The sequence below is a fragment of the Streptomyces sp. P17 genome, from assembly GCF_032436805.1.
Classification (GTDB): domain Bacteria; phylum Actinomycetota; class Actinomycetes; order Streptomycetales; family Streptomycetaceae; genus Streptomyces.
Genome location: NZ_JAVRBF010000001.1, coordinates 91,997 through 106,919, shown reverse-complemented (window position 1 = coordinate 106,919; position 14,923 = coordinate 91,997). Strand labels below are relative to the sequence as shown.

The window sequence follows — 14,923 nt, the reverse complement described above, 5'->3', positions numbered from 1 at the left end:
GCGCGCGTACTCACAAGGGATGAGACTACGGGGTCGGGAACTTCTGCTCGTCCTCGGGGCGGCGTATGTGCCGTTTCACTCCCCCGCCGGGGCGTGCTCCGCGGCGGTGCGCACATCGATCTCCCGCCAGAACCCGGCCCGGATCGCATACCGGTCGTGCTCGTCGATCTGGTCGTCCTTGTGGGCGAGCAGCCCGAACCGGGCCGCGTACCGCAGCAGCTCCCCGTCGATCCGGTGCGGAATCCGCGGATACATCCCGGACAGCTTCTGCAGATGGCCCTGGTCCCCGAGCCGCCCCATCCACCGCCGCGCGAAGACCTGTCCGACCTCGTACGGATCCCCTCCGACGGTCGTGATGTCCTCCTCGCGGTCGGCCCATCGCTGCTCCGCCGTGGTCAGCTGGGCCAGGGTCGGCATGGAGGCGACCTCGGGCGGCTCGGCCGCGGTGCCGGGCCGGTCCACCCAGCCCTTGTCGGAGGACCACCGGAGCGTCGCGCTCGCGGGAGGCACGGCGGGCTGTACGCCGGGCGCGCGCAGGGCGGCCAGATCCTTCGGCGTGGGCACACCCTTCGGCGCCGGCACCCGCTCCTGCGTGCCGTTCTCCGTCGCGGCGGCCGGCGCGCGGTGCTCCCGCTCGTCGGTGCGCCGCTCGGTCCCGGCGAGCGCGGAGTCGGGCAGCGGCGCGGAGAGGATCGCGGCGATCTCGGGCCGGGGCACGGGCGGCGGCGCGCAGATCCCGCCGAGCTCCTTGGCGCGTACGGCCTTGGTGATCCACGTACGGTCGAGCACGCGCCGCTCGTCGGCCTCGGCGACCAGGTCCTCGGACTGGTTGTAGTCGCCGTCGGCGGCCTGGACGGCCCACAGATGGACGGCCACGCCGTGTTCCTTGGCGGCCATCATGCCCGGCAGCAGATCGCCGTCGCCGGTGACGAGCACGACGTCGGAGCAGGCGCGGTTGCGGGCCAGCTCGGTGAGCTCGGCGTGCATCGCGGCGTCCACGCCCTTCTGGGCCCAGCGTCCGTCGCTGCGGGTCAGTGCGCCGAGCCGTACGGTCACCCGCGGCATCACGCGCAGCCTGCGGTGTTCGGGCTGCGGGACGCGGTCGGGCGCGCCGTCGAACCAGTAGATGCGCAGCAGCGGGCGCTCGGTGTCCGATTCGGCGCGTTCTCGCAGGCCCTGGATGAGGGCGGTGTGATCGACGGTGATCCGGGAGCGGGAAGGTTCTCCGGCGAGGAGAGAGGCGGCGGCCCCCAGCAGATACCCGGCGTCCACCAGGACGATGCAGCGGTCCACGCGATCCACCCTCTTTCCGGGAGGTTTGCTTCGGGCTTCCTTCGAGTCTGCCCGACCGCGCGAAGGTTAACGGCCGGAACTCGATCTTCGGCGTGGCGTTTCGGGGTGACCGGCTCGAACGAGCGCCGTCACGGACGGTAATTGCCCGAAATGCGTTCTTTGTAAGCCTATGTGAATCTGGTCGCGGCCCTGGCCCCTAGATCCCCCACAGGAGGCATCACCATGGCCAAGAACAAGAACCGTGACCGAAAGCAGCCGCAGTCCGAGCGCGGCCAGCAGCAGGCCCAGCAGTCCTCGATGGAGGCGCAGGCCGAGCAGCGGATGTCCCACGTGACGCCGAGCGACATCGCGCGCAAGGGCAAGCAGAAGAAGTTCGGTCACAACTGACATCTTCATAATGGGCCGTTGAAGCCCAGGCACAGGACGAGGGGCGCACCCGACACGCGGATGCGCCCCTCTCCCCTGTCCACGGCTCAGCCGGCCAGGCAGGACGGTCCGAGCAGCACCTTCAGATCGCCGAAGAGCGCCGGGTCGGGCTTGACCCGGTGCCGGTCCAGGCGCAGCACGGTCGTCTTGGTCGGGCCCTGGAGCTTGATGCGGACCTCGCTCTCGCCCCGGTGGTGGCTGAGGATCTCGCCGAGGCGGCTGACCATCGGCGGGGTGACCCGGGTGGCCGGGATGGTGAGGATCACGGGTGCGTTGGTGCCGGCGTTCGACAGGTCGGGGACCTGGAGCTCCATCGCGACCAGGCGCGGCACGTCCTCGCGCTTGTCGAGGCGGCCCTTGACGAAGACCACCGCGTCCTCGACGAGCTGGGTGGACACCAACTGGTACGTCGCCGGGAAGAACATGCACTCGATGGAACCGGCCAGGTCCTCGACCGTGGCGATGGCCCAGGCGTTGCCCTGCTTGGTCATCTTGCGCTGGAGGCCCGAGATGATGCCGCCGATGGTGACGACCGCGCCGTCCGCGTGCTCACCTCCGGTGAGCTGGGCGATGCCCGCGTCGGCCTTGTCGGACAGCACATGCTCCAGGCCGAAGAGCGGGTGGTCGGAGACGTACAGACCGAGCATCTCCCGCTCCTGGGCGAGCAGATAGGTCTTGTCCCACTCGTCGGTGGAGAACTCGACGTCCAGGCCGAAGCCGGGCTCGCTGCTCTCCTCCTCGCCCATGCCACCGAAGAGGTCGAACTGGCCCTCGGCCTCCTTGCGCTTGACCGCGACCACGTTGTCGATCATCGGCTCGTACTGCGCGGTGAGGCCCTTGCGGGTGTGCCCCAGGGTGTCGAAGGCACCCGCCTTGATCAGCGACTCGGTGGTGCGCTTGTTGCAGGCGACCGCCTCGACCTTGTCGAGATAGTCGGGGAAGGAGGCGTACTTGCCCTTGGCCTTGCGGCTCTTGATGATCGACTCGACGACGTTCGTACCGACGTTCCGCACGGCCTCCAGGCCGAAGAGGATCACGTCGTCGCCCTGGGCGGCGAAGTTGTGCACCGACTCGTTGACGTTCGGCGGGAGCACCTTGATGCCCATACGACGGCACTCGTTGAGGTAGATCGCCGACTTGTCCTTGTCGTCCTTGACGGAGGTCAGCAGCGCGGCCATGTACTCGGCCGGGTGGTTCGCCTTGAGGTAGGCGGTCCAGTACGAGACCAGTCCGTACGCGGCCGAGTGGGCCTTGTTGAAGGCGTAGCCGGCGAAGGGGACCAGCACGTCCCACAGGGCCTGGATCGCCTCGTCGCTGTAGCCGTTCTTGCGGGCGCCGGCCTGGAAGATGGTGAAGTTCTTGGCCAGCTCGTCGGGCTTCTTCTTGCCCATGACGCGGCGCAGGATGTCGGCCTCGCCGAGCGAGTACCCGGCGATGATCTGGGCGGCCTTCTGCACCTGCTCCTGGTAGACGATCAGGCCGTAGGTGACGGCCAGGACCTCTTCGAGGGGCTCCTCCAGCTCCTTGTGGATCGGAGTGATCTCCTGCTGCTTGTTCTTGCGCAGCGCGTAGTTCGTGTGCGAGTTCATGCCCATCGGGCCCGGGCGGTACAGGGCCGACACGGCGGAGATGTCTTCGAAGTTGTCCGGCTTCATCAGACGCAGCAGCGAGCGCATGGGGCCGCCGTCGAACTGGAAGACGCCGAGGGTGTCGCCGCGCTGGAGCAGTTCGAAGGTCGTGGGGTCGTCGAGCGGGAGGCTGAGGAGATCGATGTCGATCCCCTTGTTGACCTTCACCATCTTGACGGCGTCGTCCATGATCGTGAGGTTGCGCAGGCCGAGGAAGTCCATCTTCAGCAGGCCGAGCGACTCACAGCTCGGGTAGTCCCACTGCGTGATGGTCACGCCGTCGGTGTGCCTGACCCAGACCGGGACATGGTCGGTGATGGTCTCGCTGGACATGATCACGCCGGCCGCGTGCACACCCATCTGCCGGACCAGGCCCTCGACGCCCTTGGCGGTGTCGATGACCTTCTTCACGTCCGGTTCGTTCTCGTACATCGACCGGATCTCGCCGGCCTCCGAGTAGCGGGGGTGCTGCGGGTCGGTGATGCCGGAGAGCGGGATGCCCTTGCCGAGGACGTCGGCGGGCATGGCCTTGGTGAGGCGGTCGCCCATCGCGTACGGGTAGCCCAGCACGCGCGCGGAGTCCTTGATGGCGTTCTTCGCCTTGATGGTGCCGTAGGTGCCGATCATGGCGACCTTGTCGGCGCCGTATTTCTCCGTCACGTACCTGATCACCTCGACGCGCCTGCGCTCGTCGAAGTCGATGTCGACGTCGGGCATGGAGACGCGCTCGGGGTTGAGGAACCGCTCGAAGATCAGGCCGTGCGGGATCGGGTCGAGGTCGGTGATGCCGAGGGCGTAGGCGACGATCGAGCCAGCCGCGGAGCCTCGGCCGGGGCCGACGGCGATGCCGTTGTTCTTGGCCCACATGATGAAGTCGGCGACGACGAGGAAGTAGCCCGGGAACCCCATCTGGATGATGACGTCCATCTCGTACTCGACCTGCTTCTGCCGGTCCTCGGGGATGCCGCCCGGGAAGCGGCGCTCCATGCCGCGGCGGACCTCCTCCTTGAACCAGGTGACCTCGGTGTAGCCCTCCGGGATGTCGAACTTGGGCATGAGGTCGCGCTTCTCGAACATGCCCGTGGTGTCGACCTGCTCGGCCACCAGGAGCGTGTTGCGGCAGCCCTCCTGCCAGGCGTCCGAGGAGTCGATGGCGTACATCTCGTCCGTGGACTTCAGGTAGTAGCCGGTGCCGTCGAACCTGAAGCGGTCGGGGTCGGAGAGGTTCTTGCCGGTCTGGATGCACAGCAGGGCGTCGTGCGCCCCCGCCTCGTGCGCGTACGTGTAGTGCGAGTCGTTCGTGACCAGGGGCGGGATGCCGAGCTTCTTGCCGATCTCCAGCAGTCCGTCGCGGACCCGGCGCTCGATCTCGATGCCGTGGTCCATCAGCTCCAGGAAATAGCGGTCCTTGCCGAAGATGTCCTGGTAGTCGGCCGCGGCCTTCAGCGCCTCGTCGTACTGGCCGAGGCGCAGCCGGGTCTGGAGCTCGCCGGAGGGGCAGCCGGTGGAGGCGATGAGCCCCTCGGACCACTGGGCGATGGTCTCCTTGTCCATCCGGGGCCACTTCTGCAGCCAGCCCTCGGCGTACGCGTCCGAGGAGAGCCGGAAGAGGTTGTGCAGACCCGTCGCGTCGGCCGCCCAGATCGTCTTGTGGGTGTAACCACCCGAACCGGAGACGTCGTCCCGCTTCTGGTGCGGCTGGCCCCACTGGATCTTGCGCTTGTTGCGCCGGGACTCGGGGGCGACATACGCCTCGATCCCGATGATCGGGGTGACCCCGGCCTTCTTCGCGGAGTGGAAGAAGTCGTACGCGCCGTGGAGGTTGCCGTGGTCGGACATCGCGATGTGGGTCATGCCCATCTCGTTGCACGCGTTGAACATGTCCTTCAGCCGCGCGGCACCGTCCAGCAGCGAGTACTGGGTGTGGACGTGCAGGTGCGTGAACGGCGGCTTTGACACGGTGCGGCCTCCAGGGGAAACACTCGGCGACGGGCTGGCGGACAGTGCTGGGGTCAGCGTCGAAGTCTATGCCGCGGCACTGACATTTGAGACGAACACTGTGGCGCGCGGCGCCTCGATGAGGGGATGGTGGCCGGGTGACGGGGAGCGGGCACTCCGACGTACCGTCGTGCGTTGGAAACGGCAGAGACGCTGTCGTACATGCACTGCACCAGGAGGCACCCAGCGATGTCGGTCCCGAAGCTCAGCGACGAGCACCGCGGTGAGGAGATCCTCGCCGTCTTCGACACCGCGTTCGGCGAGCTCCTGGCCGCCGACCCGGCCGCGTTCCGTGTGAAGTTCCGGAAGATGGCGGCCTCGGCGTTCGCGTTCTACCGGGGGACGGCGTGCCTCTTCTACCACGATCTCGACCCCGAGAAGCGGGGCGGCCCGTTCCTGGACGAGCGCACCTCGCGCGTGTGGATCCACGGCGACCTGCACGCGGAGAACTTCGGCACGTACATGGACTCCACGGGTCGGCTGATCTTCAACGTCAACGACTTCGACGAGGCATACGTCGGCCCCTTCACCTGGGACCTGAAGCGCTTCGCCGCCTCCGTGGCGCTCATCGGGTACGCGAAGGCGCTCAGCGACGAGCAGATCACCGAGCTGGTCGAGGTGTACGCGGCCGCGTACCGCGAGCGGATCCACGCGATGGCGACCGGCGCCAAGAGCGACGAGGTGCCGCCCTTCACCCTGGACACCGCCGAGGGCCCGCTGCTGGACGCCCTGCGCGACGCCCGCGCGCTGACCCGGTTCGGGCTGCTGGACTCGATGACCGAGATCCGTGACTTCGAGCGCCGCTTCGCCCCGGGCGGCGGCTCCATCGAGCTGGACGCCGCCACCCGCTACAAGGTGCTCGCCGCCTTCGACGGCTACCTGGAGACGCTCCCGGAGTCCTCCCTGACCCGCCCCGACTCCTACCGCGTGAAGGACGTCGTGGGCCGCCGCGGCATCGGCATCGGCTCGGCCGGTCTGCCGTCGTACAACATCCTTCTGGAGGGCAACAGCGACGCCCTGGAGAACGATGTCGTGATCTACATCAAGCAGGCCCAGACGCCGGCCGTCTCCCGGCACATCACCGACCCGGCGATCCGTGACTACTTCCAGCACGAGGGGCACCGCACGGTGATCTCCCAGCGCGCGCTCCAGGCACACGCCGACCCGTGGCTGGGCTGGACCGAGCTGGACGGCGCGGGTCAGCTGGTCGCGGAGGTCTCGCCGTACGCCGTGGACCTGGACTGGGGCGACATCGACGACCCGGAGGAGATCGCGGCGGTCGTCGCCGACCTCGGCCGGGCCACGGCCTCCATGCACTCGGCGGCCGACGACACCTCCGGCGAGTCCCTGGTGCCGTTCTCCACCGAGCGGGCCATCGACGCGGCCATCGCCGCCGACGAGGACGGCTTCGCGGACGTCCTGGTGAGCTTCGCGCACGACTACGGCGCACGCGCGCGTGCCGACCACCAGATCTTCGTGGACCTCTTCCGCAACGGCCGCATCCCGGGGCTGTGACCCGAGGAGCGCTCACAGGAGCCCTTTAGGGTTCCCTTACAGCCCTCCATGACAAACTCTCTGACGCTATGGACATATCCGGAACCCAGCTACGAGCGCTCCGCGCGGCGCTGTTCACGGCACTCGTCGTGACGCTCAGCACCGCGTCGCACGTGCTGCTGTCCCGGGTCCCCCTGCCGCTGAACACGGTGGCCCTGGTCGCCGCCACCGTGTTCGTGGTCGCCTACGCGCTGGCCGGGCGCGAGCGCGGCTTCGGACGGATCGCCGCCCTCCTGATCCCGCTGGAGCTGGCCGCCGACACCGTCTTCACCACCGGCCAGCACGCGTGTTACGGCGCCGCGGGCGGCCCCGTCGCGGGGCCGTTGCGCTCGTTCGGTCTGGACGTGCTGTGCGGTGACGGCACCCAGGTCGGCACCGCGCTGACCGCGCTGACCGAGAAGACCGGCACCGACCGGCTCGCGGCCCTCCTCGAGCACGCCGACCCCCAGACCGCCTGGCTGCTGCTCGGCGCTCATGTCTCGGTCGGCCTGCTCGCCGCCGCCTGGCTGCGCCACGGCGAGCGCGCGCTGGCCCAGCTGCTGCGGGCGGTCGCGGCCACCACCTTCCGGCCGCTGCTGCTGGCGGTGGCCGCCGTGACGGTACGGCCGGCCCGGTCCGTCCGGCGCCTGCCGCGCCTCGACCGCCGTACCACCTCCGCCCGTGAGCGGATCCTCGTGCACTCCTTGGGACGGCGTGGACCGCCGTGCTCGGCCGCCATCGCCTGAGCACCAGCAGTCCACCCCTACATATTCCGCACACACGACGTGTGCGCGTCCCATGGAGCGAACCCATATGAGCAAGCGGAACAACCAGGCGGCGAAGTCGGCGGCGCGCGAGCGGCTGCGCGCCGAGCGCGAGCGCGAGGCGAAGAGGGCCAAGGTCAAGCGGCAGGTCGTCGTGGCCTGTTCGGTCGTCGGCGTGCTGGCCGCGGCCGGCGGCATCGGCTACGCCGTCGTCCAGTCCAACAAGCCCGGCCACTGGGAGGCCGTGCAGGACGAGAAGGTCGTCGCCCCGGCCAACACCACGGGCACGAACGGCACGACCGTCATCATCGGCAAGGACAGCGCCAAGAAGACCCTCAAGGTCTACGAGGACCCGCGCTGCCCCGTCTGCGCCGCCTTCGAGCAGAAGGTCGGCTCGACCGTCGAGAAGGACATCGAGGACGGCAAGTACAAGATCCAGTTCGTCGGCGGCACCTTCCTCGACGGCGACCAGCTGGGCGACGGCAAGGTCGGCAGCAACGGCGAGGGCTCCAAGAGCGCGATGAGCGCCCTCGGCGCCGCGCTGAACGTCAGCGACGAGGCCTTCCTCCAGTACAAGACGGCGCTGTACTCGGCGAAGTGGCACCCGGAGGAGTCGGACGACAAGTTCAAGGACGACGACTACCTGATCGAGATCGCGAACACCGTCGACGCCCTGAAGAACAACACCAAGTTCCAGAACGCGGTGAAGAACGGCACCTACGACGCCTGGGCGCTGGCCATGTCGAAGACCTTCGACACCAACAAGGACAAGGTCACCGGCACCCCCAGCTTCGTCATGGACGGCAAGATGCTCACCACCGACCAGGGCAACCCCCCGATGACGGTGGAGGAGTTCAACACACTGGTGGACGGGGCCCTGAAGGGCTGACCCGACCCACCAAGAGACGAAGAGCGGGCGAACTTTTACGAGTTCGCCCGCTCTCGTTCATACCGGTCAGTAACCTGATCGCTCGTGACCAGTCGATACAGATCACCCGAGCCGCTCAACACCCTTGCCCCGCGCCGCCGTACGGTCGTCAAGGCCGCGGCGGCCACTGCTGTCCTGGCAGGCCCCCTCGCCGCCGCGATACCCGCGAAGGCCGCCACCGACGCCCCCGCCTTCCTGCACGGCGTGGCCTCCGGCGACCCGCTGCCCGACGGCGTCCTGCTGTGGACCCGCGTGACCCCGGCCCCGGAGGCGATACCCGGTTCCGGGCTCGGCCCGGACACCGAGGTCAGCTGGACCGTCGCCACCGACAAGGCGTTCACGCACATCGTCGCCAAGGGCTCCACCCAGGCCACCGCCGCCTCCGACCACACGGTCAAGGCGGACATCCGCGGCCTGCGGCCCGCCACCGACTACTGGTTCCGTTTCTCCGCGGGCGGCACCGACTCCCCGGCGGCGCGCACCCGCACCGCGCCGGCGGCGGACGCGGCCGTGGCCAACCTCCGCTTCGGCGTGGTCTCCTGCGCCAACTGGGAGGCCGGCTACTTCTCGGCGTACCGCCATCTCGCGGTCCGCGGCGACCTGGACGCCTGGCTGCATCTCGGCGACTACATCTACGAGTACGGCACCGGCGAGTACGGCACCCGCGACACCGTCGTACGGCAGCACGCGCCGGCGCACGAGATCCTCACGCTCGCCGACTACCGCACCCGGCACGGGCGTTACAAGACCGACCCCGACCTCCAGGCCCTGCACGCGACCGCGCCGTGCGTGGCGATCTGGGACGACCACGAGATCGCCAACGACGCCTGGTCCGGCGGTGCCGAGAACCACACCGAGGGCGCCGAGGGCACCTACGCCGCGCGCCAGGCCGCCGCCAAGCAGGCCTACTTCGAGTGGATGCCGGTCCGCCCGGCGATCGCCGGCACCACCTACCGACGGCTGCGCTTCGGCAAGCTCGTCGACCTCTCGCTGCTGGATCTGCGGTCCTTCCGCTCACAGCAGGCCTCCGTCGGCAACGGCGACGTGGACGACCCCGAGCGCACCCTCACCGGACGCGCCCAGCTCGACTGGCTGAAGGCGGGCCTGAAGTCCTCCGACACCACCTGGCGTCTTGTCGGCAACTCGGTGATGATCTCGCCGTTCGCCATCGGCTCGCTCTCCGCCGAGCTCCTCAAGCCGCTCGCCGAGCTGCTCGGGCTGCCGAAGGAGGGCCTCGCCCTCAACACCGACCAGTGGGACGGCTACACGGACGACCGCCGTGAACTCCTCGCCCACCTGCGCTCCAACGCCATCCGCAACACGGTGTTCCTCACCGGCGACATCCACATGGCGTGGGCCAACGACGTTCCGGTGAACGCCGGTACGTACCCGCTGTCCGCCACGGCCGCCACGGAGTTCGTGGTCACCTCGGTGACCTCCGACAACCTCGACGACATCGTGAAGGTCCCCGAGGGCACGGTCTCCGCGCTGGCCTCGCCGATCATCAGGGCCGCCAACCGGCATGTCCACTGGGTCGACACCGACCGCCACGGCTTCGGCGTCCTGGACATCACGTCCGACCGCGCGCAGATGGACTACTACGTCCTGTCCGACCGTACGAAGGCCGACGCGACGGCGTCCTGGGCCCGTTCGTACCGCACCCGCAGCGGCACGCAGAAGGTCGAGCGGACGTACGACCCCGTGTAAAACCCGCGTTTCAGAGTCGATTTCCAGCCACCGGCGGGTGGTGTGAGCCGCGATGCAACTCCGGCCACACCACCCGCCGGACCCCGGCCACCACCCCGCCGGAGGCCTGCATTCACCCCCGTTTGTCGAGAACTCGATTGGCCGAAACGTTTCTCTGCTGACCTAGGCATGTACACGTAATCTCCGGGCGGCGGCCAGGAAGACCCCTGTGTCCGTCCTCCCCAACGCATCAGCCAGGAGTCCGCATGCGTGCGCTTGCCCGGATAACCCCCTCTACGCGCAGACGCCTTCTCAGCGCGGCCGTCGTGGCCGGAACCTTGCTGCTCACTCCCTTGTCGGCCCCCACCGGCATCGCGGCGGCCCAGGCTCCGGCCGCCGACTGCGCCGACACGAACGCCCCCGCCGCCGCCCGCGAGGCCCGCCCCGGGAAAGGCGAATCCGTCGCCGAGCCCAACGAGATCAGCGCCGCCAAGGCCCAGGCGATGGACGAGGATCTGAAGAAGAAGCTCGACAAGCTGCCCGCCTCGGGCAACCGCAGCCTCGCCGCCGCCGCTTCGACGACGATCCCGGTGTACTTCCACGTCATCCACGACGGCACAACCGGCAAGCTCAGCTCCGCCGACATCACCGCCCAGATGAACGTCCTCAATGCCGCGTTCGCCGGCCAGGGCAGCGGAAACACCGACTCCGGCTACCAGTTCACGCTGGCCGGCACCGACTACACCGACAACGCGGCCTGGTACAACGTCGGTTACGGCTCGGCGGAGGAGAAGGCGATGAAGTCCGCCCTGCGCGAGGGCGGCGCGAACGCGCTCAACATCTACACCGCCAACCTCGGCGGCGGACTGCTCGGCTGGGCCACCTTCCCCAGCTCCTACCAGTCCAGCCCCTCGATGGACGGCGTGGTCATGCTGGACGCCTCGCTGCCCGGCGGCTCGGCCACCAACTACAACGAGGGCGACACCGGCACCCACGAGGTCGGCCACTGGATGGGCCTGTACCACACCTTCCAGGGCGGCTGTAACGGCAACGGCGACTACGTCGAGGACACCCCCGCCGAGAAGAGCGCCGCCTACGAGTGCCCCGTGGGCCGGGACACCTGCACCCGCAAGGCGGGCGTCGACCCGATCCACAACTTCATGGACTACACGTACGACGCCTGCATGTACCAGTTCACCGCGGGTCAGGTGACGCGCATGCAGCAGAACTGGGCGGCCTACCGGGCGGCCGGCTGAGCCCAGAGCGAGTCCAGGAAGCCGAGCGCCACCCGCCAAGTGGCCTCGGCGGCCTCGGCGTCGTAGTCGGGCAGGTCGGGGTCGGTGTACAGGTGACCGGCCCCGGCGTACCGGTAGATCTCCACGTCGGCTCCGGCTCTGCCCATCTGCAGATACCAGGCGCTCAGCCAGTCGTCGGTCTCGAAGGGGTCCGGCTCGGCGACATGCAGCTGCACCGGCAGCTCGTCCACCGAGGCGTTCGGCGCGAGGTCGGAGGTGCCGTGCAGAAGCAGCAGTCCGCGCGCCTTGTCGTCGCCGAGGGCCAGGGTCTGCGCGATGGAGGCGCCGAGCGAGAACCCGGCGTACACCAGGCCCCGGTCGGAATAGGGGGCGGCGGCCAGCACGGCCCGCTTGAGCAGCTCGTCCTTGCCGATCTCGTCCTTGAACGCCCTGGCCTCCTCGACGGTGTCGAACGTACGGCCCTCGAAGAGGTCCGGCGTCCACACCTCGTGACCGGCCTCACGCAGCCGGTCCGCGGCCTGGCCCACCGCGGGGCGCGGGCCGTAGGTCGAGTGAAAGAGCATGATGTTCATGAGGCCATGGTGCCAGCCGGGTACGACAGTGCCGTGGGCGGCGTCTCACGAGGCCGCATGTTCATCACCCCCTCAAGCCGGTTACGTTCGAAGGCATGGAGAACGTACTCCGCCCGCTGCTCGTGATCGGTGGCTCGGTCGTCCTCACCCTGCTCATCGGGTGGGTCACCGACCTGCTGATGAGCAAGGCCGACCGCCGGCACTCCGAGACGCCCCTGTGGGGCCTGCTGCGCCGGGCCCGCATCCCTTACCAGCTGGTGCTGTGCACGGCCCTGCTGAGAGGGTCGTACGACTCTGCGCAGCTGCTGGAGGAGCACCGGGTCGGGATCGGCCAGACACTGACGCTGGTGCTGATCGGCTCGGCGGCCTGGCTGGTGATCCGGATCGCGGCGGCGGTCGTGGAGACGACGTACACCCGCTACGCGCGCGTCCACCGCGACCCGGCCCGGGTCCGGCGGGTACGGACCCAGGTGACGCTCATCACACGCGTGGTGGCGGCGGTCGTCGGCGTGGTCGCGGTGGCCGCGATGCTGCTCACCTTCCCCGCGATGCGCGCCGCCGGCGCCTCCCTGCTGGCCTCGGCGGGCATCCTCGGCATCGTCGCGGGCGTGGCCGCCCAGTCGACGCTGAGCAACATGTTCGCCGGGCTGCAGATCGCCTTCGGGGACATGGTGCGCATCGGGGACACGGTCGTTGTGGACGGCGAGTGGGGCACCGTCGAGGAGATCACGCTGACCTTCCTCACGGTCCGCACCTGGGACGAGCGCCGCATCACGATGCCGGTGTCGTACTTCACCGCCAAGCCCTTCGAGAACTGGTCCCGGGGCGGCGCCCAGATGACCGGCATCGTCTACTGGCACCTCGACCACTCGGCACCGGTGGACCTGATGCGCGAGAAGCTCCGCGACATCCTGCGCGAGTGCCCGGCCTGGGACGGCCGCGCCTGTGATCTGTCGGTCACGGACTCCACCCCGAGCACGATGGAGGTACGTGCGCTGGTGACGGCGAAGGACGCGGACGACATCTGGACGGTACGGGTGGCGGTGCGCGAACAGATGATCAGCTGGCTGTCCACGGCCCACCCGCACGCCCTCCCCCGGGTCAACACGGCGGACGCGGTCCTGCCACCGGGCTTCCCCACCCCGACCCGCTCGCCGGACGGCTCATCCGCCCGGCGCATTCATGAACCCCCGAGGACGGGCCACTGAAGCAGGGGGCTCACCGCAGACTGCGTACGTCAAGATGACGTAGCACCCGATCCACCACCTCAGGATCGGCCCCCGGCTCGCTCCGCGCCGCCAGCACCTCGTGCCGGGCGGCGCTGAGCATCTCCCCCTGGATCCGCCGTGCCCGCTTCAGCCGCCGCACCCGCTGCTCATGGGCCTCCCGCCGTTCCTCCTCGGCCATGTCGGGACTGATCCGCATGCCGATGTCGAAGGCCCGTCGCAGCATCTGCTCGGACAGCTCCTCCGGCAGCTCCTCCACCGACTCGATCTCCCGGAGCCTGCGCTTCGCGGCCTTCGCCGCCCGTACGGCGAGCGCCTTCTCGAACTCCTTCTCCCGTGCCGTGTCCGTCCGCACCCCGAGCCGCTTCACCAGCCACGGCAGGGTCAGCCCCTGCAGCACCAGCGTCCCCATGATCACGCCGAACGCGATGAACACGATCTCGTCCCGGTCGGGGAACGCGGAGCCGTCGTCCACCGTCAGGGGGATCGCCAGCGCCAGCGCCACGGAGGCCACCCCGCGCATCCCCGACCACCACATCACGACGGTCTCCCGCCAGCTCATCGGGATGTCCTCGTCATGGTCCCGCCGGGCGTGCAACCGCTTGGTCAGCCAGGTGGCCGGCAGCAGCCACAGCAGCCGTACGAACACCACGACGCCCACGATCGCCGCCGCCCACCCCAGCAGCTCGCCCCATCGTCCGGAGGCCGTGCGCACGGCGTTGTGCAGCTCAAGACCGATCAGCCCGAAGGCCACGCCCGTGACGAGCGTGTCGACGACCTCCCAGAAGGTGTGCCCGGCGAGCCGTGTCATCACATCGTCCGCGTCGGTGGCGTACTCGGCGAGGAACAGCGCGGTGGTCAGGACGGCCAGCACCCCGGACCCGCGCAGTTCCTCCGCCAGCACATACGCGGCGTACGGCACCAGCAGCGTCAGCCCGATCTGGAGCGTCGCGTCCCCGAGCAGGTCCATCAGCCGGTTCGCGCCCCAGCCCAGGACGAGCCCGACGATCAGCGCCACGACGGCGGAGAGCACCAGATCGAGTCCGGCCTGCCAGAACGAGAATGTCCCGCTGACGACGGCCGCGATGGCCACGTGGTAGAGCACGATCGCGGTGACGTCGTTGAAGAGCCCCTCCCCCTCCAGGATGGACACCAGCCGCCGCGGCAGCCCGAGCTGCCCGGCCACGGCGGTGGCGGCGACGGGGTCGGGCGGCGCGACCAGCGCGCCGAGCGCGACGGCGGCGGCGATCGGCAGCCCGGGAATGATCGCGTTGGCCACGACGGCCACGCACACGGTCGTCACGAACACCAGCGCCACGGCCAGCAGAAAGATCGGCCGCAGATTGGCGGCGAACTGCCGCCAGGAGGTCCGCCGCACCGCGGCATAGAGCAACGGCGGCAACAGCAACGGCAGGATCAGCTCGGGCGGCACCTCGACGTCGGGCACGAAGTCGAGCAGGGCCAGCACCATCCCGAGCAGGGTCATGAGCACCGGCGCCGGCACCCCGAGCCGGTCCCCCGCCGGGACACTCACCACGGCCCCGAGCAACAGCAGGAACAACAGGGCCAACTGATCCACGGTCAGCGCTCCGGGGGGATCGGCGTCCACAGGA

Annotated in this window: 11 protein-coding genes; 7 read left to right on the top strand and 4 right to left on the bottom strand. The window is 69.2% G+C overall.

From position 1 onward, the window contains the following. Positions 1-75: 75 nt before the first annotated feature. Positions 76-1,293 carry an NYN domain-containing protein gene (locus RMT89_RS00490; RefSeq protein ID WP_315881864.1) on the bottom strand — a complete coding sequence of 406 codons (1,218 nt, stop codon included), beginning with the start codon at positions 1,291-1,293 and terminating at the stop codon, positions 76-78. A 222-nt stretch (positions 1,294-1,515) separates the two neighbouring features. Between RMT89_RS00490 and RMT89_RS00485 the strand changes: the two genes are divergently transcribed. Beyond that, on the top strand, positions 1,516-1,680 hold the full coding sequence (locus tag RMT89_RS00485; protein WP_315881863.1) for a hypothetical protein: 165 nt from the start codon (positions 1,516-1,518) through the stop codon (positions 1,678-1,680). Positions 1,681-1,766: 86 nt separating this feature from the next. Here RMT89_RS00485 and dnaE read toward each other — a convergent pair whose 3' ends face one another. Beyond that, a complete protein-coding gene (gene dnaE / locus RMT89_RS00480; protein WP_315881862.1) occupies positions 1,767-5,306 on the bottom strand; it encodes a DNA polymerase III subunit alpha in 3,540 nt (1,179 codons plus the stop codon). Between the two features lie 228 nt (positions 5,307-5,534). Here dnaE and RMT89_RS00475 point away from each other — a divergent pair, with 228 nt between their 5' ends. From RMT89_RS00475 to RMT89_RS00455, 5 genes are all read left to right on the top strand, one after another. Beyond that, entirely contained in the window at positions 5,535-6,860 is a 1,326-nt protein-coding gene (locus RMT89_RS00475; RefSeq protein ID WP_315881861.1) for a DUF2252 domain-containing protein, read from the top strand. A 68-nt stretch (positions 6,861-6,928) separates the two neighbouring features. Next, on the top strand, positions 6,929-7,624 hold the full coding sequence (locus RMT89_RS00470) for a hypothetical protein (protein WP_315881860.1): 696 nt from the start codon (positions 6,929-6,931) through the stop codon (positions 7,622-7,624). Positions 7,625-7,691: 67 nt separating this feature from the next. Next, the gene (locus RMT89_RS00465; RefSeq protein ID WP_315881859.1) at positions 7,692-8,531 is read left to right on the top strand and encodes a thioredoxin domain-containing protein; all 840 of its coding nucleotides are present in this window, start codon (positions 7,692-7,694) and stop codon (positions 8,529-8,531) included. An 84-nt stretch (positions 8,532-8,615) separates the two neighbouring features. After that, entirely contained in the window at positions 8,616-10,277 is a 1,662-nt protein-coding gene (locus RMT89_RS00460; RefSeq protein ID WP_315881858.1) for an alkaline phosphatase D family protein, read from the top strand. Between the two features lie 245 nt (positions 10,278-10,522). Further along, complete coding sequence (locus RMT89_RS00455; protein ID WP_315881857.1) at positions 10,523-11,512, top strand: zinc metalloprotease; 990 nt, start codon at positions 10,523-10,525, stop codon at positions 11,510-11,512. Here RMT89_RS00455 and RMT89_RS00450 read toward each other — a convergent pair. Then, positions 11,494-12,084 (bottom strand): dienelactone hydrolase family protein, encoded by a 591-nt coding sequence (locus tag RMT89_RS00450; protein WP_315881856.1) that lies wholly within the window; start codon positions 12,082-12,084, stop codon positions 11,494-11,496. The genes RMT89_RS00455 and RMT89_RS00450 overlap by 19 nt on opposite strands. A 95-nt stretch (positions 12,085-12,179) precedes the next feature. Here RMT89_RS00450 and RMT89_RS00445 point away from each other — a divergent pair, with 95 nt between their 5' ends. After that, on the top strand, positions 12,180-13,292 hold the full coding sequence (locus RMT89_RS00445) for a mechanosensitive ion channel domain-containing protein (RefSeq protein WP_315881855.1): 1,113 nt from the start codon (positions 12,180-12,182) through the stop codon (positions 13,290-13,292). Between the two features lie 10 nt (positions 13,293-13,302). On the opposite strand, the gene RMT89_RS00440 is transcribed toward RMT89_RS00445, so the two are convergent. Then, positions 13,303-14,889, bottom strand: a complete 1,587-nt coding sequence (locus RMT89_RS00440; protein ID WP_315882003.1) for a Na+/H+ antiporter — start codon at positions 14,887-14,889, stop codon at positions 13,303-13,305. Positions 14,890-14,923 lie beyond the last annotated feature (34 nt).

Coding starts and splice junctions, on each gene's coding strand:
- RMT89_RS00455 (WP_315881857.1), top strand. CDS start 10,523: ATGCGTGCGCTTGCCCGGATAACCCCCTCTACGCGCAGACGCCTTCTC.
- RMT89_RS00485 (WP_315881863.1), top strand. CDS start 1,516: ATGGCCAAGAACAAGAACCGTGACCGAAAGCAGCCGCAGTCCGAGCGC.
- RMT89_RS00445 (WP_315881855.1), top strand. CDS start 12,180: ATGGAGAACGTACTCCGCCCGCTGCTCGTGATCGGTGGCTCGGTCGTC.
- RMT89_RS00465 (WP_315881859.1), top strand. CDS start 7,692: ATGAGCAAGCGGAACAACCAGGCGGCGAAGTCGGCGGCGCGCGAGCGG.
- RMT89_RS00475 (WP_315881861.1), top strand. CDS start 5,535: ATGTCGGTCCCGAAGCTCAGCGACGAGCACCGCGGTGAGGAGATCCTC.
- RMT89_RS00470 (WP_315881860.1), top strand. CDS start 6,929: ATGGACATATCCGGAACCCAGCTACGAGCGCTCCGCGCGGCGCTGTTC.
- RMT89_RS00450 (WP_315881856.1), bottom strand. CDS start 12,084: ATGAACATCATGCTCTTTCACTCGACCTACGGCCCGCGCCCCGCGGTG.